The organism is Pseudomonas wuhanensis (assembly GCF_030687395.1).
GTDB lineage: Bacteria > Pseudomonadota > Gammaproteobacteria > Pseudomonadales > Pseudomonadaceae > Aquipseudomonas > Aquipseudomonas wuhanensis.
Genome location: NZ_CP117430.1, coordinates 4,416,676 through 4,438,068 on the forward strand (window position 1 = coordinate 4,416,676; position 21,393 = coordinate 4,438,068).

The 21,393-nt window shown below is 55.5% G+C and carries 17 protein-coding genes and 4 pseudogenes; 10 read left to right on the plus strand and 11 right to left on the minus strand.

All coding sequences use genetic code 11. The features are described from left to right. Positions 1 to 645: 645 nt before the first annotated feature. The 4 genes and pseudogenes from PSH88_RS20415 to PSH88_RS20430 all read right to left on the minus strand — a co-directional run. Positions 646 to 1,697: pseudogene (locus tag PSH88_RS20415) on the minus strand (IS91 family transposase); the annotation flags it as partial. Positions 1,698 to 1,751: 54 nt separating this feature from the next. Beyond that, positions 1,752 to 2,477, minus strand: coding sequence for a hypothetical protein (locus tag PSH88_RS20420; protein ID WP_305483346.1), 726 nt, complete (start codon positions 2,475 to 2,477; stop codon positions 1,752 to 1,754). A gap of 696 nt (positions 2,478 to 3,173) precedes the next feature. After that, positions 3,174 to 4,172 (minus strand): annotated as a pseudogene (locus tag PSH88_RS20425) (IS91 family transposase); the annotation flags it as partial. Between the two features lie 293 nt (positions 4,173 to 4,465). Continuing rightward, positions 4,466 to 4,741, minus strand: a pseudogene (locus tag PSH88_RS20430) (DDE-type integrase/transposase/recombinase); the annotation flags it as partial. Here PSH88_RS20430 and PSH88_RS20435 point away from each other — a divergent pair. The 4 genes and pseudogenes from PSH88_RS20435 to PSH88_RS20450 all read left to right on the plus strand — a co-directional run. Continuing rightward, positions 4,737 to 5,060, plus strand: a pseudogene (locus PSH88_RS20435) (IS30 family transposase); the annotation flags it as partial. The pseudogenes PSH88_RS20430 and PSH88_RS20435 overlap by 5 nt on opposite strands. Positions 5,061 to 5,154: 94 nt before the next feature. Further along, on the plus strand, positions 5,155 to 5,433 hold the full coding sequence (locus tag PSH88_RS20440; RefSeq protein WP_305422285.1) for a hypothetical protein: 279 nt from the start codon (positions 5,155 to 5,157) through the stop codon (positions 5,431 to 5,433). Positions 5,434 to 5,486: 53 nt separating this feature from the next. Continuing rightward, positions 5,487 to 5,714, plus strand: a complete 228-nt coding sequence (locus tag PSH88_RS20445; protein WP_305422286.1) for a hypothetical protein — start codon at positions 5,487 to 5,489, stop codon at positions 5,712 to 5,714. A 77-nt stretch (positions 5,715 to 5,791) separates the two neighbouring features. Next, a complete protein-coding gene (locus tag PSH88_RS20450) occupies positions 5,792 to 6,679 on the plus strand; it encodes an ImmA/IrrE family metallo-endopeptidase (RefSeq protein ID WP_305422287.1) in 888 nt (295 codons plus the stop codon). A 212-nt stretch (positions 6,680 to 6,891) separates the two neighbouring features. Here PSH88_RS20450 and PSH88_RS20455 read toward each other — a convergent pair whose 3' ends face one another. The 4 genes from PSH88_RS20455 to PSH88_RS20470 all read right to left on the minus strand — a co-directional run bounded on the left by PSH88_RS20455 (position 6,892) and on the right by PSH88_RS20470 (position 10,008). Further along, complete coding sequence (locus PSH88_RS20455) at positions 6,892 to 8,238, minus strand: phospholipase D-like domain-containing protein (protein WP_305422289.1); 1,347 nt, start codon at positions 8,236 to 8,238, stop codon at positions 6,892 to 6,894. Positions 8,239 to 8,649: 411 nt separating this feature from the next. After that, positions 8,650 to 8,865 carry a hypothetical protein gene (locus tag PSH88_RS20460; RefSeq protein WP_305422291.1) on the minus strand — a complete coding sequence of 72 codons (216 nt, stop codon included), beginning with the start codon at positions 8,863 to 8,865 and terminating at the stop codon, positions 8,650 to 8,652. Between the two features lie 401 nt (positions 8,866 to 9,266). Next, positions 9,267 to 9,533 carry a hypothetical protein gene (locus tag PSH88_RS20465; RefSeq protein WP_305483348.1) on the minus strand — a complete coding sequence of 89 codons (267 nt, stop codon included), beginning with the start codon at positions 9,531 to 9,533 and terminating at the stop codon, positions 9,267 to 9,269. Between the two features lie 85 nt (positions 9,534 to 9,618). Beyond that, positions 9,619 to 10,008: a hypothetical protein gene (locus PSH88_RS20470; RefSeq protein ID WP_305422293.1), complete on the minus strand. Its 390-nt coding sequence runs from the start codon at positions 10,006 to 10,008 to the stop codon at positions 9,619 to 9,621. Between the two features lie 638 nt (positions 10,009 to 10,646). Here PSH88_RS20470 and PSH88_RS20475 point away from each other — a divergent pair. Next, entirely contained in the window at positions 10,647 to 10,799 is a 153-nt protein-coding gene (locus PSH88_RS20475) for a hypothetical protein (RefSeq protein WP_305422294.1), read from the plus strand. A 315-nt stretch (positions 10,800 to 11,114) separates the two neighbouring features. Here PSH88_RS20475 and PSH88_RS20480 read toward each other — a convergent pair whose 3' ends face one another. Then, positions 11,115 to 11,591 (minus strand): Xre family toxin-antitoxin system antitoxin, encoded by a 477-nt coding sequence (locus tag PSH88_RS20480; RefSeq protein ID WP_305422295.1) that lies wholly within the window; start codon positions 11,589 to 11,591, stop codon positions 11,115 to 11,117. Between the two features lie 491 nt (positions 11,592 to 12,082). Next, a complete protein-coding gene (locus tag PSH88_RS20485) occupies positions 12,083 to 13,006 on the minus strand; it encodes a site-specific integrase (protein WP_305422297.1) in 924 nt (307 codons plus the stop codon). A gap of 134 nt (positions 13,007 to 13,140) precedes the next feature. Here PSH88_RS20485 and PSH88_RS20490 point away from each other — a divergent pair, with 134 nt between their 5' ends. After that, positions 13,141 to 14,085 carry a DNA-binding protein gene (locus tag PSH88_RS20490; protein ID WP_305422299.1) on the plus strand — a complete coding sequence of 315 codons (945 nt, stop codon included), beginning with the start codon at positions 13,141 to 13,143 and terminating at the stop codon, positions 14,083 to 14,085. 77 nt (positions 14,086 to 14,162) lie between these two features. Here the strand turns inward: PSH88_RS20490 and PSH88_RS20495 are convergent, their stop codons facing one another. After that, the gene (locus PSH88_RS20495) at positions 14,163 to 15,020 is read right to left on the minus strand and encodes a hypothetical protein (RefSeq protein ID WP_305422301.1); all 858 of its coding nucleotides are present in this window, start codon (positions 15,018 to 15,020) and stop codon (positions 14,163 to 14,165) included. 870 nt (positions 15,021 to 15,890) lie between these two features. Between PSH88_RS20495 and PSH88_RS20500 the strand changes: the two genes are divergently transcribed. Genes PSH88_RS20500 through PSH88_RS20515 form a run of 4 tightly spaced genes read left to right on the plus strand, consistent with a single transcriptional unit; the run spans position 15,891 to position 21,321 of the window. Then, positions 15,891 to 16,538, plus strand: a complete 648-nt coding sequence (locus PSH88_RS20500; RefSeq protein ID WP_305422303.1) for a hypothetical protein — start codon at positions 15,891 to 15,893, stop codon at positions 16,536 to 16,538. Continuing rightward, complete coding sequence (locus PSH88_RS20505; RefSeq protein ID WP_305422305.1) at positions 16,519 to 18,378, plus strand: DNA-binding domain-containing protein; 1,860 nt, start codon at positions 16,519 to 16,521, stop codon at positions 18,376 to 18,378. Before PSH88_RS20500 ends, PSH88_RS20505 begins: the two co-directional genes overlap by 20 nt. Then, on the plus strand, positions 18,362 to 19,321 hold the full coding sequence (locus PSH88_RS20510) for a TniB family NTP-binding protein (RefSeq protein WP_305483350.1): 960 nt from the start codon (positions 18,362 to 18,364) through the stop codon (positions 19,319 to 19,321). Before PSH88_RS20505 ends, PSH88_RS20510 begins: the two co-directional genes overlap by 17 nt. Next, positions 19,318 to 21,321 carry a TniQ family protein gene (locus tag PSH88_RS20515; RefSeq protein WP_305422308.1) on the plus strand — a complete coding sequence of 668 codons (2,004 nt, stop codon included), beginning with the start codon at positions 19,318 to 19,320 and terminating at the stop codon, positions 21,319 to 21,321. Before PSH88_RS20510 ends, PSH88_RS20515 begins: the two co-directional genes overlap by 4 nt. Positions 21,322 to 21,393 lie beyond the last annotated feature (72 nt).

The window sequence follows — 21,393 nt, forward strand, 5'->3', positions numbered from 1 at the left end:
GCTGGCAGAGGACGCTTCCGCGTGTGCCGAGGCAGGCGGAGGGCCGGGCAGGTTTACGGATATAGCTCCCGAAAGGTCACGCAAATTAGCGCTAACGATGTCGTATTGGGATTGATCGTTTAATCGCGTGTTGATGGTTAACTCGGCCCTGGTTAAATTGGCAATGCTCATAGGATTGCCACCCACTGGTGGGCTGACCGACGCCTGATAGGTAGCCTCCATACCGCTGGTAGATTGAAGCCGAAAAGAGTCGTCCTGTAGAGCGTTGCGTACCAGCGATGCAACACGTTGATGATCGAGGTTGGGCTGGGTTACAACCTGATCTAAAGCCAGGCCCGCATTGAGGCTCAATCGGGAAAGAGAAATTCTACCGGGATGGACAGGCTGAGCCTGAGAGCCCGACGCTTCTGGGGGTGAGCGGAATTGACTGATGCGGTGTAGTGCTGGGAAGGGCTACCTGATCGGAGGGGATCCATGGTGGTCTGGGCCTGTTCTGAGTGATTGAATCGGCCGCACGAAACGACCTGGATCCGAGTAGGTGGTCACAAGGGCTTAGGGGGTTCCGAAGGCGGGCGGGGGAACACGCGGGCCAGGCAACATGGCTGTGAAGTGGGCACGGACCCATTTGCAGCCGTAGGCTGCCCTCTTGGGCGCTTTGCCGCGCGCCTCCATCTTCAACGCTTCGTAAACCCGTGGTAACTGCTGACCACACACCCGATTAGCCAGAAAACCAAAATACCGAATCATCCGAAAGTGCTTTTCCGGGATGTGCTGCACCACCCGGCGCAGCATGTCCGTCTGGCTCAGCGACTCCTCCTGGTAGGTCTGCGTGCGGTGATCCAGGTAGGTGAAGCTCAACGTCGCACTGGAGGTGTAATGCGCCAGGCGGCTGCCCGAGATCGGCGGTTTTTTCAGGTAACGGCCCAGGTAAATTCACCGTCTTTCGCCCGTTTGCCGTCCTCTTCGACACATAGACGTGCCAATGCTGGCCGCCGGCGTTGAGTATCAAGTGTCGCCAGTCGCTTTCGCAGGTGATGTGCGCTAATTCCGGCGGCAACACGAGCTGGCCCCATTGCTCCAAGAGGTAGTTGCGCACATTCCACATCCAGCGCCGGCGCATCGCCTTTTCATGAAACGCCAGGTTTTTCCAGACGCCCTGCTCATCCAGGCCACCGGCGGTCGCCGAGAGGTGCACATGGGGACTCCAGTTGAGCCGCCGACCGTAGGTGTGGAGCGCGCCAAACAGCCCAATGCGCAAACCTCGCCGCCTGGCGGCATACAACAGGTTGTCCGCCGCCAGGCGGCACAGCGCATCGAGCAGAGCACGGTGTGTTGAAAGAAAGAACACCGGCCACAGCGTGTCGGGCAGCGTAAACACCAGGTGGTACCAGGCGCAGTCGGGCAAGCGGTTGTGTTGGACGGCCATCCACTGATCGGTGGCTTTTTTGCCGCACGAAGGACAGGCCCGGCAGTGGCAGGTGTTGCACCGGTATTTGACGTGCGGGCAGTGCCCACTGCCGCAGGTGCAGTGCTTTACGCCCAGGATCGAGGTGCCGCTGGCCAGCATTTTGCTCACCGATTCCGCTTCGATGGCGTAGACCGCTGCCCTCCAGCAACCCTGCCCAGCCGCCGTTGGCCGTGAACAGGTTTTTCAAAGGGCGGGGTTTGAAGCCAGCGGACCGGCTGGAACGGGCTATGGAGTGGCGTCGAGCGGTTAGGACAGTGCCCCTCACGTCAGCGGGCCATCCAGACTATTGCGGTCCACGCGCGGCCTGCAGCTGGGCCGCGATGCGCTTGGCACCTGCCCCCAATCCGACGGCGTGCAGGGCGCTGGCGACGTCGCTGCGAGTTCTTAACGATCCGTCGTCGTTATGCAGGTGCGCGTTGATCTGCTCATCCGTGGCGCCGCGCAGGTGCCGTGCCCCCCCGGCGGCCTGCAGCTGGGCCGTGATGCGCGATGTATCTGCCCCCAATCCGGCGGCCTGCAGGGCGCTGGCGACGGCCCTTTGAGTTCTCAACGACCCGTCGTCGTTGTGCAGGTGCGCGTCGATCTGAGCATCCGTGGCGCCTCGCAGACGCCGTGCCCCCCCGGCGGCCTGCAGCTGGGCCCCGATGCGCTTGGAACCTGCCCCCAATCCGACGGCGTGCAGGGTGCTGATGACGTCGCTCCGAGTTCTCAACGACCCGTCGTCGTTGTGCAGGTGCGCGGAGATCTGATTATCCGTGGCGCCTCGCCGTTTTGGCGGCTGGCCTTCGGACGCTGCCCCCGACCGAGAGGACAGGGAGGGCGCCTGGTAGGGTGCGCTGCTTACCGCATGAGCGGGCCGGTTCCGGCTAGGCCCGGGAACGCCTGTTGAGGTGCCGGCCGAGCCGTCGTGGGAAAAGACCATGGACTGGGTACTGACCGAAGCGCCCGACGGCAGCGGTGCACCGGAAAAGTTCTGAGTACTGCTTTTTGTAATCAGGGCCTGGGTCAACTGACCCCGTGAGGATTGCGCGGCCAGTTGGCTGGGAGATGGCTGTTGCCCGCTGGCAGAGGACGCTTCCGCGTGTGCCGAGGCAGGCGGAGGGCCGGGCAGGTTTACGGATATAGCTCCCGAAAGGTCACGCAAATTAGCGCTAACGATGTCGTATTGGGATTGATCGTTTAATCGCGTGTTGATGGTTAACTCGGCCCTGGTTAAATTGGCAATGCTCATAGGATTGCCACCCACTGGTGGGCTGACCGACGCCTGATAGGTAGCCTCCATACCGCTGGTAGATTGAAGCCGAAAAGAGTCGTCCTGTAGAGCGTTGCGTACCAGCGATGCAACACGTTGATGATCGAGGTTGGGCTGGGTTACAACCTGATCTAAAGCCAGGCCCGCATTGAGGCTCAATCGGGAAAGAGAAATTCTACCGGGATGGACAGGCTGAGCCTGAGAGCCCGACGCTTCTGGGGGTGAGCGGAATTGACTGATGCGGTGTAGTGCTGGGAAGGGCTACCTGATCGGAGGGGATCCATGGTGGTCTGGGCCTGTTCTGAGTGATTGAATCGGCCGCACGAAACGACCTGGATCCGAGTAGGTGGTCACAAGGGCTTAGGGGGTTCCGAAGGCGGGCGGGGGAACACGCGGGCCAGGCAACATGGCTGTGAAGTGGGCACGGACCCATTTGCAGCCGTAGGCTGCCCTCTTGGGCGCTTTGCCGCGCGCCTCCATCTTCAACGCTTCGTAAACCCGTGGTAACTGCTGACCACACACCCGATTAGCCAGAAAACCAAAATACCGAATCATCCGAAAGTGCTTTTCCGGGATGTGCTGCACCACCCGGCGCAGCATGTCCGTCTGGCTCAGCGACTCCTCCTGGTAGGTCTGCGTGCGGTGATCCAGGTAGGTGAAGCTCAACGTCGCACTGGAGGTGTAATGCGCCAGGCGGCTGCCCGAGATCGGCGGTTTTTTCAGGTAACGGCCCAGGTAAATTCACCGTCTTTCGCCCGTTTGCCGTCCTCTTCGACACATAGACGTGCCAATGCTGGCCGCCGGCGTTGAGTATCAAGTGTCGCCAGTCGCTTTCGCAGGTGATGTGCGCTAATTCCGGCGGCAACACGAGCTGGCCCCATTGCTCCAAGAGGTAGTTGCGCACATTCCACATCCAGCGCCGGCGCATCGCCTTTTCATGAAACGCCAGGTTTTTCCAGACGTCCTGCTCATCCAGGCCACCGGCGGTCGCCGAGAGGTGCACATGGGGACTCCAGTTGAGCCGCCGACCGTAGGTGTGGAGCGCGCCAAACAGCCCGATGCGCAAACCTCGCCGCCTGGCGGCGTACAACAGGTTGTCCGCCGCCAGGCGGCACAGCGCATCGAGCAGAGCACGGTTGTGAAAGAACACGGCCACAGCGTGTCGGGCAGCGTAAACACCAGGTGGTACCAGGCGCAGTCGGGCAAGCGGTTGTGTTGGACGGCATCCACTGATCGGTGGCTTTTTGCCGCACGACGGACAGGCCCGGCAGTGGCGGGTGTTGCACCGGTATTTGACGTGCGGGCAGTGCCCATTGCCGCAGGTGCAGTGCTTTACGCCCAGGATCGAGTGCCGCTGGCCAGCATTTTGCTCACCGATTCCACTTCGATGGCGTAGACCGCCGCCTCCAGCAACCCTGCCCAGCCGCCGTTGGCCGTGAACAGGTTTTTCAAAGGCGGGGTTTGAAGCCAGCGGACCGGCTGGAACGGGCTATGGAGTGGCGTCGAGCGGTTAGGACAGTGCCCCTCACGTCAGCGGGCCATCCAGACTATTGCGGTCCACGCGCGGCCTGCAGCTGGGCCGCGATGCGCTTGGCACCTGCCCCCAATCCGACGGCGTGCAGGGCGCTGGCGACGTCGCTGCGAGTTCTTAACGATCCGTCGTCGTTATGCAGGTGCGCGTTGATTTGCTCATCCGTAGCACCGGGCCGTGTTGTCGGCTTACTTGCGTCGGTGCCATCAATAGCGAACTGGCCCTTGCGGATCATGTGAATCAGTTCGATTCCGGCGAGCACGCAGTTGGCGCACCGGAACGATTTGAAGTTGAGCATCGGCCTGGTCACCCGCTTGATGGCGCGATGGTCCTGCTCGACGATGTTGTTGAGGTATTTAACCTGGCGCACCAGAATGAGCACGTTGCGAGCGGTGTTGATCGCATCGATTGCGGCCTTTTTAGCGCCGCTCTTGTCCATCGCGACCTTATCCGGCTCGCCGTTCGCTTTAATGGCCTTGTCGAAGAAGCGCCTGACCTACGACCAGGGCCGGGAGATGGCGCGACACGCCGAGATCATCCAGAAAACCGGCATCGCGATTTACTTCTGCGACCCGCACAGCCCCTGGCAGCGCGGCAGTAACGAAAACATCAATGGCCTGATCCGCCAGTACCTGCCCAAGGGCACGGACTTGTCGGGACACAGCCAGGAAGAACTGGATGCCATTGCCTTGCAACTGAATATGCGCCCCCGTAAACGCTTCGATTTCAAATGTCCGATCGAAATGATGAGTGAGGTGATGCAAAAGGCCATGGCTATGCGGCACGATGCGCCCACTTCAATCCAATAACCGTGTTGCACTCAACTCCTGCAACCGCCCAAAGCTCATCGCATGTCGAAGTGCGACGACAGCTCAGGTCAGGTCGGTAAAAAAAGAGGCGGCCATGACTACCCATAGCGATGCATTCTTTGCCAGGAAGCTGATGGCAACGCTGAAGGGACACCACCCAGCCTTCCCGGTGGAAACGGTGAAAGGTAAACGAATCGGCGCGGGGTCACAGCGCGTTATCCATATCACTTTCAACGGGGGTAAGTTCGCCCAGTTCCCGTTCCCTGTGAAGGGAACCCATACGGCTGCTGTAAGCGATGCTTTGTACATGTCAGCGTGCAGCATGTTGGAGCTCACATCACCTCTTCGAATAAACGGTCGAAGTTGGTCGTGATCAACCGCATGCGCCCATCGCGAGTCCTGCCCAGGTTTAACAGGGCTTGGTGAGTGGCGGTGGCGCCTGCGCTGCTGACCCGCCTCCCCAAAGAGAGCGTCGCCGACAAAGAGCTTTCGGCACTCCTGGCAGGTAACCAACTCGTTCCCATTGTGCACAACACCACGTATGAAGCTCTCCGCAATGTCAGCCCCTTGCTCGCCTCCCGAAGCGGCTTGGACACTGCCGAAGATTCAATGGCGGTGGTGGCAGCAAAAGTCGCCGAGCTGGTCGCGCTCTAGCTCTATTGCCCACACAGGTTCGCCATTCAGATGCGGCTGTTCGGAAAATGGTCGACGATTGGTGGAGCTGACTTAGCATGGCCACTACCCCTAAGAGCGAAGCGATTCGTATATCTCGAGTTTTGGAGCAGGTGTTAGGGGGTGACCGTTTTCCGGTCGATGTGAGAGCATTAGCGCTCGAGTGGTCGTCGCAGACCTGTCCTGATCAGCCAATTCTGGCTATCAAAACAGTTCCGCTACCCTCGTTCGAGGGGATGCTAGCCAAGAGTCCGAAGGGCAATGGATGGATGATCGGCGTTAACGAGGACGTTGAGTCGGAAGGCCGGATTCGCTTCACCATTGCCCACGAGTTTGGGCACTACATGCTCCATCGCGAACGCCAATCTCGCTTCAATTGCTCAAATCAAGACATGCACTCCTGGGATCCCCATGGACGTGATATTGAGGTTGAAGCCGATACCTTCGCATCGTATTTGCTGATGCCGCTCAACGATTTCCGGGCACAGGTAGATGGGCATCCGTTCTCGATGGACTTGCTTCGCCACTGTGCAGATCGATACGGTGTTTCAGTCACCGCAGCCGCCTTAAAATGGCGTGAGGTAGCACCGGGTAGAGTTATCGTCCTATCAGCCAAAGACGGCTTCCTTGACTGGTCCTGCTCAAACGAGCGGGCATTCCGATCTGGTGCTTACTTCGCCACTCGGAACGAAACCATTGAACCTCCCGCTCAGTCAGTACTGAACAATGCGGTGCGATCAGCGACTGGAACGTCCTGTATCATTCCTGCGAACGCCTGGCTTTCGCGAGAATCAGCAGAGCTTGAAATTGAAGAACATGCCTTTGTAATCGAGGGTAGTGGATTCAATTACACGCTAGGAGTTTTGATCCTACCTGACATCGAAAGACATCTTATGGACGAAGATGAGCTGCTATCGCCGTTAACTGGAATCCCCTCGTTTCGATAAAGGTATAGGCTTCGCCGGCTATAAGCGAATGACCGCTTCTGGCCGGTTTCAGTCGGTCGCAACAAGCTGAAATTGCCCAGAAGCAGCCCCTACCATCCGACTATTGTCGGGCCAAACCGAACACTAGTGTTTTGAGCTCAAGCACGTCCCGTTAGGGCCGTAGCGCCTGCACCGAATTGTTCGGCTTTACCATACGAAGCGTACTGAAACCTTTAGTACACGTGAACGTCGTAGCCTAGCGCCCTTAACCCCTTACTGGTTCTGCCATTACGTGGCGGGCACAACTCGGGGCGAGCCCATCCTGCAAGTTCTGCGATTTGATTGTTTCCAAAATGAGGGAATCTTCTTGCTGAGCTATGCACCACCTCAAACAGTCTTGCCGGAATGTCATTTGGAGAACCGCCATCAAGCACAAAGGCTAAGAGGTCTAAGACTGTTTCACCCCTTTCATTTTGCTGGCTAAACAGCAGCTCGGCGAATGCCTTGACACGCTGCGCCTCAGTAACGTCCTGCACGCCCCTCAAACCTAACTCCTCAAGCCTCATACGACGCACATGGTCTACGGTCGAGTGGTTGGCATGCAGAACCTCAAAGAACTCCTCTAGAGAAAGAGACCTTACCTTGTTCTTTTTTAGATGACGACGTATGACAGGGGCTCGGACGTGGCAGTTCACGTCTTCACTGGACGGAGGCGCGTCCAGTTCAGACCACCACTTTAGCGCAGCTAGCATGCTTGCGGCTGGATCTTTCCTATTTTTCTGATAGTGCTCATCAAATGGATGACGAACTCCATCAACCACTTTGTTGTAGTAAAAGGCGTGCAAAAACTGGTCTGCTTGCCAAGCCGCAGGCACATCTTGACTGAGCCACCTTGGACGGTAGTCCGGGGCTCTATCAGCAATATCTCTCAAAACGGAGAGGCCGTTGCGCCATTCCTTAATGAAAGATTCCTTGCGAATATCAAGCGCTTTATCGGAGCTCGTAAAGGCGGGGCCCTCCCACTTCTTAATGCTCCTCAAACGCTCCGCCCCGTGCTCAATTTTTTGCAGGTCTTTTTCTCTGAACCTAAGAATTCTCTCCTGTTCCTGGATTATTTCTTCCGTCAACTGCTGTGCTGCATCGCAAGAAATCAAGGATTCAAAGAACCCCTCTATCTCAGCTATACCTCCATTGGCCTCTAGATCCTGCTCCGGGATAAATACGCCAAATTCAATATTAGTAACCCAAGCACGCTCGGTGAGGTTTGCGGAGCCAATATATACGCCATAGTTCTTCCACCAAATTACCTTTGCGTGAAGAACATCCGGAATAAGGATGCAGAAGATGTTTTTTCCGCTGTTTCGAAGCAAGAGTCTAAGGAGACGAGGATCTACCGGAACTGTATGGTCATATCGCATCCATATGTCGAGCCTACGCCCGTGCTCCACACAATTTTCCACGAGAGTAGTTCCATCACTCCCGTAAGCAATGGCTGCGCGAACCCAATCAACTTGAACACTTTCGTCGGGAAGCACATTTCTGAGAAAGTTTCCATTCAGTTTGTTTGCGTAGAACTTCATTTTTTCTTCCATGGCAAGATGCTGCTGTGTGCCGAGTGCTCAAGCTAAAAGAGCCGACAGACCAGCCCCGAGGGTACGAAGTCGTCGGCAGTGTGTCTATGTTCGGTAGAGGTTTAGCGTCTCCGTCCTGAATGACCGCTTCTGGCCGATTCTGTTGAAAAAGTCGACTTCTGTTTCTACGGCAGAAAAGTACGCGTTCGAGATTGAAATTCGTGCGTTGCGCAGAAGGTTCAAGGCTCAGATTTGACGTAGCGGTGTGCAAAAATGGCATTTTCACCGTTCGATAAATGGGTAGCTCGGCCGGGTCGACTTTTTCAACACAATCGGCCGATAGCTGCCTGTGAGGTGAACCGATCTGGTCCCCGAATTCACCTCAACATGACTGTCGACTGGCCTTTTGTGTGCGATCGGTTAACCGATGTCCAATTTCTTCAATCGCGCCATGCCTTGTTTGATATGGCCGGCGTTTTCACCCATGGTCCACAGTGCTCCACGGACATTTCCGCCCACTTCCTGCGCCCCTTGCTCCTCAACCAGGAGGGTCAGCTCCATAATGGCTGCCTGCAGAGCCTGCTGGTTTTCGTACAGCCTTTCCAGTACATCCGATAGTGAATAATCACTCGGCATGACCTCGACTCCTTTCAAGAAAAAACACAAGCATAGTACCGGCTGTGCCAATGTGAGGTAGTAATTACAGCTTGCTTAGAAATTGCTACCAAGCGAAGAATTTGCAGCGGTCTAGCCAGTCTGGCTGGGGCGTTGGAGGACTGTTAGACCCAATCCATCATGGTGGCTAGCACTGGGAGGCCAGTGGTGCATGGGGCAAAAATGGGGCAAACCGTACGCCAAACCATGCCATTCAACCCTTTACCTGGACTGTTTGTTTCCCCGGAGAAACCCCGGCCAGAAACGACAAAAATCTACATCGTTCCCTTGGCGACCGGGCCGCACACGGTCCTTCGCAGACATTGATACCATTTATGAATGGCTGGCGCGAGGAAGTCCCGAGTGAGCGCATTGTTATGTTTTTACTCAAGGTAACCACTTAACTGACTTGCGAGTTTTTTAAGCGATTTGGATTCTTTATAAAAACTTACTCTCAAGCCATCTTTAGTCGCCGAAATTTCTTTAATACGCCTTGATACAGTTTCTGGGAGTGCCTTTAAGTCAGTGGCATAAAATGATTTGCCTTTCCTTATTAGGAGGCCATCTTTAATTAGTTTGTCGAAATCGATCGCCTCAGCAAAGGCTTGTGCTGACTTAGCGATTTCTCTTGCCATTTCTTTATTGTCCATATGTGGCCTTCGATAAATATAACGTTAGACTTAGGCCCCGGCTAAACCCGGTTCCAGAGAGTGATTTAACCTTGGTTAAGCACTGTCAATGTAACACTCCACAAGCTTCCAGCGATTTTTCGGATTGAGTTTTCAAGGCGATAATAGTTGCTTGTAGTTTGCTGTGGTCTGGATTCGGTTGTTCGAACTCATACAGTTCCTTGCCTGCAATAGTTGCACGCAGCGCATTCAAGACCCCTGCGCATTCTGCGTCCGCCTGGCGCTCAATGGTCTCTTTCTGGCGCTCAATGATTTGAAGAAATATGTTCGCAGCAAGAAGAGAGAACGCGAAAGCCATGAATACTATTGTGTATCGGAGGATTGCTTGCCGGGGTGTCGTTCTTCGTTGTTCGGTCTGGATCATCCTGAATGCCAGTATTAGCATGACGCCGGAAAGGCCAGGGGCCCCATACTGGAGTGCTGTCAGCAAATTCATCAGGATTCCCCTTAGTGTTGCTTATTAGTACGCAGCAAGAAGTGAGCATGGATGACGGCAAGCCCACACTACTGTGAGGATTCAGCGTAGCAGGTCAACGCCATCTATTTGCCTCTAGTTTGTCCGCTCTTGGCCGTTTTTTGCCGGTCTTCACTGTGGGAATACTGGTGAGTTTCGATGCATTCGGGTGGTTCGGCGGCGGCATTTCGTACCTAAGCGCGCAGCTTACGCTGCGCGTAAAGCTTTAGGATTAAGTAAAGAAATGTTGTCCTTGCGGGTGATTTATGCATTTAGAGGAAGGATTCCTTTCCCTTAGAGCTGATATTTAAGTGCAAAGTGGAGAAACAATGCGACGCATCAACCAGCGCGCGATGAGCCGCGTCGTCATTTGGTTTCTCAGTATCACGAGTAGTCGAAGTCGACCCAAAGAGATGGTGGCGACAGGCAGAAATCGGCTGTCAATCTCATCTGCTCTGAGCGAATACGTTAAACACCTCTAGATTGGCTAGGGAAGGTTGGGCTTACGGCGCAAGTGGGAACTCACCTTAAACTATGCAAGGTGAGCTGGACGGGCGCTTACTCCCAAGTTGCGTAGACACGTCTAGTAGGCATCACAATGAGGCCTTGCAGGAGGTGCCATGATCAACCTGAATCGCTTCGGTGCCCTCCAACCTACAAATTGCTCGCCCGTTCTTGGTTATGACGAAACTGTGACCCTGGGCGACCAGCGCAAAAAGGCGTCGGAGTCGCCGGCGAGCTTGTCTACAGCTGAAGGTTGTAAACATAACTGAGGCACCTTGTGAATGGTGTTCTAGAGCGTAGCGTCATACAGCCCTCACGTGCGGTGCAACGAGTCGCACCTATAATCGAAACCGTTAGGCAAACACGCTCCCGCGTCCCCCTAAAGGAAAAGCCGAAAATCAGTACCTGCTCAGTCATTTAGCTGACACCGCGGAAGCGGGTCTCGATGAAACTTTCGTTTTTCTCCCAACACTCGACTTGCAGTGGTTGGTCGACCATGGCAATACCGACCCGTCGGATTCCCCAGGATGAATCCCCGAAGACCGGTCGCACATTTCGCCCTAGCTGATTGCCAACGCCTTCCATCAGGTTGCACCACCCCACTCAAGGGCCTGAAGAATACGACGAACTTGTTTAGCTCCTAGCTCTGTTTCGCAGAGCATGATCGGTGCGGTCCCACCGAGCGCTTTATTCGGCGCCGACATCCACTGTGTGGCTGTCACTTGTGTCTCAAATATCGCCTCGGCCAAGCGACTGAGCGTAGCAATTCTGTCCAAACGCTCGGAGGCGACAGGATCAAGGCTCTTTTGCTCTCGCCGTCGTCTTTCAAGGGTCGAAATTGATGCATTGAGCAGCGTTTCCAAGTGGCGGTCTTGAAGGTCGAAGGCCAAACGAACAACCTGGATGAGGTCAGCGGGAAACCCTACTCTTATTTGGTGCAGCCTCTCGTAATCCGTCAGCGACTCTCGATGGGAACTGAATCGCCAAAAGGCAGCGATCGCCACCTCTCGAGAGACATTTTTCTTTTTTACCGGACGTCGAGCCGCAGTTGAAGTACCCATCAACACTTCCTCCAAATGCTTTCCCATCAAATGGAATATGAGCTAACGCCTCTCTAAGCCTGACGTGGAATCGAATCTGAAAGCGCAGAATTTTTCTGCAAGCCCCATCAGAAAGTCTCGAGTCTGAATCAGTGCGCGGGGCGCTCGTTCGGCATCGTCATGCTCTCCTCCTTGCACGCGCGGTGCACGGTCCAGCCGCTCTATGCTTGATGACTTCCGACGAAGTTTTGTGCCCGGTAAATCACCTACAGCCTACACCTACCAAGACTGCACACTGAGTCTATCTCTGGGATCGGTCCGTGCTTTTCGTGAATCCCCCCTCTCCGCCTCGGCGTACCGTCCATCAAGGCCCGCGGAGAAAAAACCGTGCTGAGGTTTGAGAATCTTGGTTTCTCACACCTGTTAAATCGCTCACTTCAAGGGTGAATTGGCTTTGTTGTACAGCTGTAATAACGTAGGGCGTAGCTCAGTACGAAATCCTCTCTACGCAGTCATTTTGACTCTTCTGCGCGACGCCGCCAGTCGCCGAAGGGCGCATCGGCCTCTACATAGCGCATGGCCGTGTGCACGTCGCGCCAGCCTACGTACTCCATCAAGGCTTTCGGGCTCCAATGATTGCGGCTGGCCCAAGTCGCAAAGCCGCGGCGCAGCGAATGACCGCTGTAGCGTTCGCCGGCGACGCCGGCGCGCGTCAGGGCCCGGCGCAACACCCGCGCCACACTGTAAGGGTGTAGAGCCTCAGTGGAGAGATGGCCCCAACGGTCAATGCCACAGAACACCGGCCCCGCCTGCAATTGACTGAGCATCAGCCAATCCTCGTACGCCTGGACCGGACATAGGCGTTTTAAGGCCGGCACGCTGACGGTTCGGCCCTGAAAATCCCGGTCGGATTTGCTGCTGGACAGAAACAGGCTCAGCCCTTCGCCCACCACCAACTGATTGGTCTCAATTCGCAGGCGACACAGATCGTCGCTGCGAAAGGCCCGCCAAAAGCCCAGCAACAACAAAGCCCGATCGCGGACGGCGCGCAGGCGCACCGGCAGATCGGGCGACATCCCCTCCTGGTCCAAGGCCGCCACGCACTGTTCCAATTCGCGCAGTTGCAAGGGCTTGGCTTGGCGGACTTCGCGCGGGTGCAAGGCTTGGATTCCACGCAATACGTCACGCACCTGCGGGGCTTTGGTCGGGTCAACAAATCCGTGGAGTTGATGCCAACGCGCCAGGGCCGCGAGGTGGCCACGCAAGGTGCTGATCGACAGCTCAGCATGCTCAGCAAGGTAGCGCACGATGCTGTCACTGGAGGCTGGGAGAAAACCGCCCCAGCCGGACTCGTAATGCGCCAAAGCCTGCTGGTAGCGCCGGGTGGTACTTTCGCGGCGCGCCGCTTGCAGGTAACGCTCTGCGACTGTGGTCATACATCTGTCCTCCTCCCTGCCCCAGCCGTTCCTAGGTCTGCAGTGAACGGTGCCCATCACCCTTGGAGCTCAAACAAGTCATCCGGTATGCGCCATACTTCATCACTACCGGGAATCCTACAGGAGCTCCTGACATGGCCCGTGGTGGTATCAACAAAGCCCTGGTACACGCCGCACGTGATGCCCTGTTAGCGCGTGGGCTAAATCCCAGCATTGACCTGGTACGCGTCGAACTGGGCAACACTGGATCGAAAAGCACCATCCAACGTTATCTAAAGGAACTTAACGATAGCGCCAGCGCCGCCACGTCGCCGCCGGTGACTGAGGAAGTCCTGTCATTGGTTAACAGTCTAGCCGAGCGCCTGATTCAACAAGCGCAGACGTCTGTGGCCGAAGAGCGGGAGGCAGTCGGTCGCCAGCAGGCCGGGTATGCGCAAGAACGCGCGCAGCTACGCGAACGACTAGAACAATCACTAACCACTATCACCCAGCTGACCCACGAACGGGAGGAGCAACGTCAATGCGAACGACAATTACGCGAGCAGTTACAAGACAGTGAGGGTGAACACCAACGGTTGCGACAGCTCGTAACAGGCCAGCAACAGCTACTCGAAGAACGGGCCCACCGGGTAGAGTCGCTAGAGGAAAAACTTCAAAATGCTCGGGAGGGACTCGAGCACTATCGACAAGAACAACGGTCCCTGCGCGGGCAGGAACTGCGTCGACATGACGAGCAAGTCCAGCAGTTACGCCAGGAACTGCGAACCCTGCAAAATGCGCAACTGGCCAAACAGGAAGAATTGGTCACTGTGTACCGTGAGCAGGAACGGTTGCTCAATGAATACCGAGCGCAGCAGGCAAACTTACGTCAACAAATCCATGCCCTAGAAGATTGTCAACGCACCTTTGATATAGTGAATGGGCAACTACAGCTGCTGATCGCCGAGCATGCCGTCTTACGTGGGCGCGTTAGACCGTATTTACTGCAGCACCGTGAGGATCGCCGGCAGTTGCGTGAGCAAGCGCGTCAGATCGAGGCTTTACAAACGCTCCTGCGTCAAATGATGCCTTCCACCTAACGGTCAAACGGCGGGCAAGTCAGCCGTCGCCTAACCGGTTGGCAATGAGCGCAATACTGTCGAATTTGAAACCGGCGTCAGTCAATCAGCTTGATTACCGTCTCACTGTGTTTTGTGAGGGTTGTGCGCACACGCTGCAACAGCCCTCGCGGACAGTCGTTTTGGCCTTGGTCAAATCGCGAGGCTATTAACTGAAGATCTGCCATTACATGCCAGAGCATCGTCACACCAAAGGCGTCCCATTCGTGTAACCAGTTTTTTCTTTCCAGACTGCCCCACAACAGTTCGTGTCGTCTCAATGCTTTGTTGAAGGCTTGCAGGTTCATCGGCCAGTGGTCCACTTCACCAAGCTGGCCGAGAAGATAGAGCTCATGCAACCGTCTATAGAGTTCAGAGCTACAGGCACAGCACGGCGTCGTCAGACACACGAGTTTTACATAACAGGAAAAGTTCTTGCGCAGCCATAACCTGTGGGTTAGGTATCGCAGATCGCGCGTGCGCAGCAGCGCAACCAGATAAGCCAGCCGTGTCCAATCAGGACATCCGCACAACGCCTCCATCCCCTTTTCGGTGAAAGGATGTAGCGGCGCGCCATTCATATGTACGCGTTGAATGAACAGGTCTGCCGCATCGGATGGGATGTCCTCCCAGGCGAGTACTGTCCATAGCGGATTGTCCTCAACGCCCCTCAATGCGGGAAAGTCTTCCTTCAGTTCACGGCGCCATGGGTCGCGCGGCCAGGCTCCTTCCAATAGATCAAACCATTTGGTGTTGGGTTTGGACCGGGCCGATGAGTGGGGGTGTCGTGCTCGCCACCAACGATCACACCACATGGCAAAGTCGCGGTTCAACTCATATCCAGCAATGAAAAAAAGAGTATAGCCAAAGACTAAAGCCCTGAGTTTCTGGATCTCACGACGAAACGGATGGCTCATGTCACACCCTCCGACATTCCACTGGACGAGTTAAGACCCGCTTCATTTAGTGGCCTAAAACTCCCGAGACCCCACACACCCGGACGTTTGCTGCAAGCATGCGCAAACTTTTGTTCGCGCGAAGTGCGATTCTAGAGCCATCTTAAGAATAGTTTATGACCTCCTAGCCAAACCCAATCATTCGAAAAAAAAGCTCAATATATATCGGACTTACCACTGACCTTATTAGCTAATAACTACATTACTGCAATGTATAACGATGAGTTCTAAGACTCGAAGGAATGGTTGAAGGTCACTTCAGCCACATCAGAAAGGCTGACCCCGCTGGCACAACAGGCCTATAGAGCACCGCTTATCCAAGCCTCCTGGTGCCGACGTCATTGAACTGCACGCGTGAGCTCTCGGTGCAGACCAACAGGCATCACGTCAAAGAGGCTTGCCAACGGGGCACCGTGTGGAGATCGTCATCATGCGTTCGGAATTTCACTCTGACTCCTCCAAAATCCTTGTCATCGAATCCCGCTTTCTAGCGGTAGGCCTTACGGGAACCGATGTGCCCCCCGTTTGCTTATCGACTGTCTTGGACGTACTTAACGAAACCATCACCGACTGGCGACTGGTAAGCGGCTTATCGCCTGCGCAGGCCAACGTCTTAGCCCTTGACTCGATATTTCAAAGGGCATCGGAGGCTGATCCACCGCAATTAGGTATCGGAGACCGCGCCGAGAGCATGAGTAGGCCTTAGATAGGTCTTCTGTCATGGAAACACGCCATGGCCCGCGACGTCGGGACGCAACACCCCATTAGCCGGGACCTGCCGTGTGCGGTTGTACGAGACGCGAGGGCAGCCACTCCCGATGGAGGTACGCGATGGACCACCAAACAGCGCTGCACAGGCCAGCCGTCAATGCCGCCTTCGGCAAGCACCTGTTGTTCTTCCCTTCTCGCAAAATCCATGGACAAGTCGTGTGCCACAGTACGCTTGAGGCTGACTACTGTATCCATCTGGAGTACGACCCGGCGGTCGTCCGATATTGCAGCCAACCCGGAGAGCTGGAGTTGCGTATTGATGGGCGGTTGCATCGCTACCATCCCGACTTTCTGGTGGAGACCTTGGAGGAGCATTACTACACCGAGGTCAAAGTCGACTTCTCGCAAGTGTCCACGCTGTGGAAGGCTAAGCTGCGCGCCGCCCAGCAGCTGCTGAGCGAAACCAACAGCTACCTGGCACGGGCCGACCTCGCCAGCATCCGCCCGCCGTCGCGCTTGAGAAATCTGAAATTTTTGTATTTCCACTCCTTCAACGTGAGCGCCGATGAGTATGGCGGCTGCCTGCGGCTGTTACCGACCCTGTCCTACCCGGTGACCCTGCGGGAGCTGCTCGCCCACCCCTCCGAGGTACGCGAACGGGCGTTCTACAAGGCGTTGTTTGATCGGCAGCTGAGTTTTGATCTGAACCAACGCTTGACCATCAACACGCCCATTATGGGAGGCGGCCATGCACATCAGCGAACCTAAAGTCGGCGCGCAATACAAACTCGACGGCCAGGTCTACGAGATCATCAGCATTAACGATGGATGCATCGCCATGTGCTCGTTGATTCACAAGTACCGGCGCTTTCTCGATCACAACTTGTTCGCCATCTTGGAACAACGCGGCCAGTTGGTACTGCATCAACGCGCGGCTATCGACACCAGTCCGGCGGCGCAGTTGGCGTCCCTGAGCGGTGCCCAGCGAAGCAAGTTTCAGCACCGCCTGGCCTACGTCCAGGCGAACTTGCAGCAACTGGGTGGCAGACTACCGCGCATCGCAGCGAAGGCCATGATTCGCCAAGTCGCGGCGAAAATTGGCGATGACCACCCACCTGGCGTCACCACCTTATGGCAGTGGAAACAACGCTACCTGCGCAGCAACCATAACCCGCTAGCGCTGCTTAGGAAACCGTTGCGCGCGCGCCGAAAACGGATAGCCGAAACCACCGAGGAACTCATTCGGCATTACATCAAGACGGTGTACCTCCGGCGTGAGCGGCCGTCGCTTATGCATGCGTACAAACTGCTGAGAGGGCACATTGCCAAGGAAAACCAAGAGCGCCATCACTATGATGCGACGCCCATCAACATGCCGTCATACGCTACGTTCCGGCGCCGGGTGTTGTGCATGGACCGCTACTATGTCGCGCAAGAGCGTGAAGGGGCCAAGGCCGCCAAACGGCTGAACAAGTTCAGCGGCCACCTGTACGTTGACGATGATCCCTATGCCTGCACCCTGTTCGACAGCCAGGAGATGGACGTGATACTGGTGGACTCCGCCGGTGACCCGGCCGGTCGCCCCATTTTGTCCGCGCATCTTGTCCCCGCCGATCGGGAGTGTTCAGGCTGGGATATTGCCTTCGGAGCACCCTGCGCGGAGAAGATGATGCGCGCCACCATCCGTGCCATCATCAAAAACGGCAAAATGGCCGGAATCGGCACGGATCGTGGTTCGGAAGTTTTTAACACCTGGGCCATTACTACGTTCGAGTCGTTGGGCATCGACCCCGATTACGTGCCCGTCGGTGATCCCGACGCCAAAGCCATGATGGAGCGTTTTTTCGGCACGGTGAACACGGGCTTTTGTCACACCCTCCCGGGCACCACCAAAAGCTCACCACGCGAGCGCGGTGACTACCCATCGAAATTGCGCGCCTGCCTGACCTTGGAGCAGTTTCGCAACGCCTTTGCCCAGTGGCTGGACATTTACCATGCCACTTGGCAAGACGAACTGCACACCAGCCCTGCGGAGAAAAAGGCGCAGCTTAGCGCCCTCGCCCCGCCGGCCGAGCGGTACAGCGAAGAGGAGTTAAACCAGCGATGCCTGAGCGTCTGGCGGCTGAGGATCGACGGCGGCCGTGTGAAGACGTCGCATTTGACCTGGTTCGGCCCTGGACTGCCCGAAGTTCGCCAACGGCTCGCACCCAAGCAGCAAGCCCTTGTTTATTTCAACCCCTGTGACCTGGGGACCGTTTGGGTCGCGCACCCAGATACGCCGCAGGATTGGCACCCGGCCATCGCAACCCGGCCTGACTACCAGAATGGCCTGTCCCTCAGCGAGCATGAACTCGTGGTGGAGCAACTCAAGGCAGAAAAGCGTCGGTTCGACGGGGACATTGCATGCATCAAACTGTACGCGCTCAACGACTACATCGAAGCCTGCAAACATGCACACAAGGGTAAAGTCGCTGCCAAACATTCCAAGGCCCATCCCTCACGCATACCGCAGGAAGAGAGCTCAGTGCTGCGCGGGCCGGAATCATTAGACAGCAGCGACTTCTCGACCTATTCACTCAGATCAGGGGACGATGATGACTCCGACTAATGAGATGAAGCTCAGGCGGTTCAAGGGCTTCACGGTGATCCATTCGGTGTACAACGAGGCGTTGGACACACTCCACCGTTCGATCGAGGCCACGCGCATCCTGGGAGCGGACAGTGGGGGAATATTACTGGGTCTTTCAGGCACGGGTAAAACTCGCCTATGTAGCCACCTCATGTCAGAGTTCCCGGTTGCCAGCAGCATCAAGCGAGAGGACGGTATCCACGAAATAAAGCCGGTCATTTACTGCCGCGTGCCTCGGGACGCAACGGTCAAAGCCCTCACGGCCCGGTTGTTGAGGGAATTCGGTGAGTTCCCCCCGCGGCAATCCCAAGAAGCCTTGGAATATCAGCTCTTTAAAGTGCTGGAAAGTTGCCAAACCGAACTTCTCGTGCTTGATGAGTGGCCGCACCTGTTCCGAAGCGGCACGGAGACTGCCATCAAGAACGCAGCGGATTTCGTAAAGATCCTGACCGATGTATTCAAGCATGCAGTCCTGCTGGTCGGAGAGCCCGAATGTGAGGTGATCATCAGCCAGTGCACTGCTTTATCGGATCGCTTTCCCTACCGTGCACGCCTACGACCGTTCTCATTGTCTACCCCGGAAGGCTGGAATGAGTACAGCCGCGTGCTTCGTGCCTATGCCACTGAGCTCACTACCACGATGGGCTTCAACGATATACCCGCATTGACCGATGACAAGATGGTTCTTGCGTTCTACGTGCTGACGGAGGGGAATTTTAGAGCCTTGGCCAACACATTGTGTGCGGCGTTGGCAAATTCACTGCAGCGCGCTGACGGTCAATTGTTGCTTTCGGACTTCGTCATCGCTGCCAAGCAGGTGAAAACGTCGAAGCTGACCACCTTGAATCCCTTCGAGATGTCCACCAGCGCCTTAAAAAAAAGCCTCGCCGGCGCCGTGAAGCGGCAGGAGAGAACACAATGAGCAAGCTCATCTTTTACCCTCTACCCAAACCTCGGGAAAGCGTCATTTCTCTGCTATTTCGCTGCGGAACCGGCAACGGATTTCAGACGCTGCGCATTTTCTCTGCTTGGACACATCTTAATCTGCGCAATTTCATCAATCCCCAACGTAAAGACTCCTCCGTCTGCAACTTGCTCAGCAGTCACTCTTTACTCGAACCAGATGAGAGGGCCGCCCTTCTCAACAGCTTCCACCAACCCGTTCTGTACGGTATGAGCACCCATGTCGAAATTGCCGGCGTCGCCTTTCCCCAGGCAGTGCTGAGGGACCGCTTGGCACTGTGTCCCGGTTGCGTCCGTGATGGGTTCCTGGACCGACTGCATGTCTTCCGCTTTTCTGACACTTGTCCGGTACACGGCGAACAGTATCTCGAGCACTGCCCCCAATGCAGGGAACCAATCGACTGGCTTCGGTTACACGACTATCACTGTCCTTGCACATTTGACCTACGGCAGGCTCCTCTGAATTTGTCCAACAAACGCACGAGCGAGTTACTCAGCCGCGCTTTGGATGAAAGAAACCAGGGATTTTTCCAATTGTTGTTGGCGAGTATTCAAGCTGTGCGTTTCGGTCGCGCCCCCGAATCTTGTTCACAACTGATCGCGAGCTGCGTCAATATTGCGACCGGTAATAAGCCAACTTTTTTTCTTGAAATGGAAAAGTTGCAGGGACAACTCCCGAGCCTGCACCGGCGGGCGCTTTTGGCGCCTTTTCTCTTGAGTCCGGACCCCACGCTGAGCAGGTTCGCTCAAGAGTACTTCTACAATGCCTGCCAATCCAAACCCTACAGCCATGCCGCAGATTGCCGCTGCGGAGAGTTGAGATTCAGCGCCCGCGAACTCAACTTCATTTTCACCTCGCAGGAACGTGCCGCGTTGATGCGCAGTGATCACCATTGCATTCGCTCTCCGCATCAGGATCCAACCGTGAGGCAACGGGCCTACCAATGCCCTGACCTCTGCAGATCTTTATATACATTCCCGCATATCCAGTGGGAATCGATGGATGAGCCGCCCGTACCACAACTCGAATTTGAGTTAATGAGCCACCAGAACGCCGCGGAGATCCTTCAGACCACACCCCAAACCATTCGACGCCTTATTAGTACCGGGCTACTGAAAGGCTTCAAGTTCAACACCCCCATCGGGCTCGCTACTTCATTAGAATCAATCAAAGCCTTTAATGACAAGTACGTTTTGAGAGAGGAAATTGCGAGAAGAAGCGGATTAACAAACAACAAATTACGTAAATTGCTATACGGCCTAGTACCCATTGTTGTACGTACCACACTCTATGCCCACGGTTTGTTGGTATATCAGCGCAAGCACCTTTCGGAAGAGTTGCGCAGCCTTTTGGATAGGCAGGCGGCTTCAATCATCAAGGCAACGGGAGATTTTGGCGACCACGTGACTTTTGGGGAGGCTGCGAGACAACTAAACGTTGATATCAAGGACGTAAAAGCCCTTCGTAACCTCGGAATACTGAAGGTTGTATTTGTAGCGCCGAAGCAAATACGACATAGCACAGGCAGGCCATATTGCACCACCAAAAGCTTACGGGAGGCAATTGCTTGGCGTACAGGATATGTCTCTGTTCAGGAAGTTAAGGCAGCAACTGGATGCGACACCCATTTGATTCACACGCAATTCCTCAAGACAGGGTTTGTCCCAAGCGTACCGTTGCACAACACTTACATTACTGTCGATGGTGCCAAAATTATCGACAGACACTTTAAGAAGTACACCACACTGACTCAGCTTTCTTCCACGAAGCACATATCGACAACCGTCATTTCAGAACTACTGGAGCTTGGGAAACTTCAGCCATTGGCCGCCGACCACCCAGACAATATTAGTGGCGTAGCCGTATTCGAAAGACAAGAGGCAGATGATGCGATCGCTAACTACATACGCGAACGACCTGTCAGACTTTACCGAAGCTACAATTCTGGGATCCGTTAAATGTTTGGATCTTACGAAAGCTAAATAGTTAACGCAGTGGGTTAACTATTGATTATGAAAGCTCACACACTT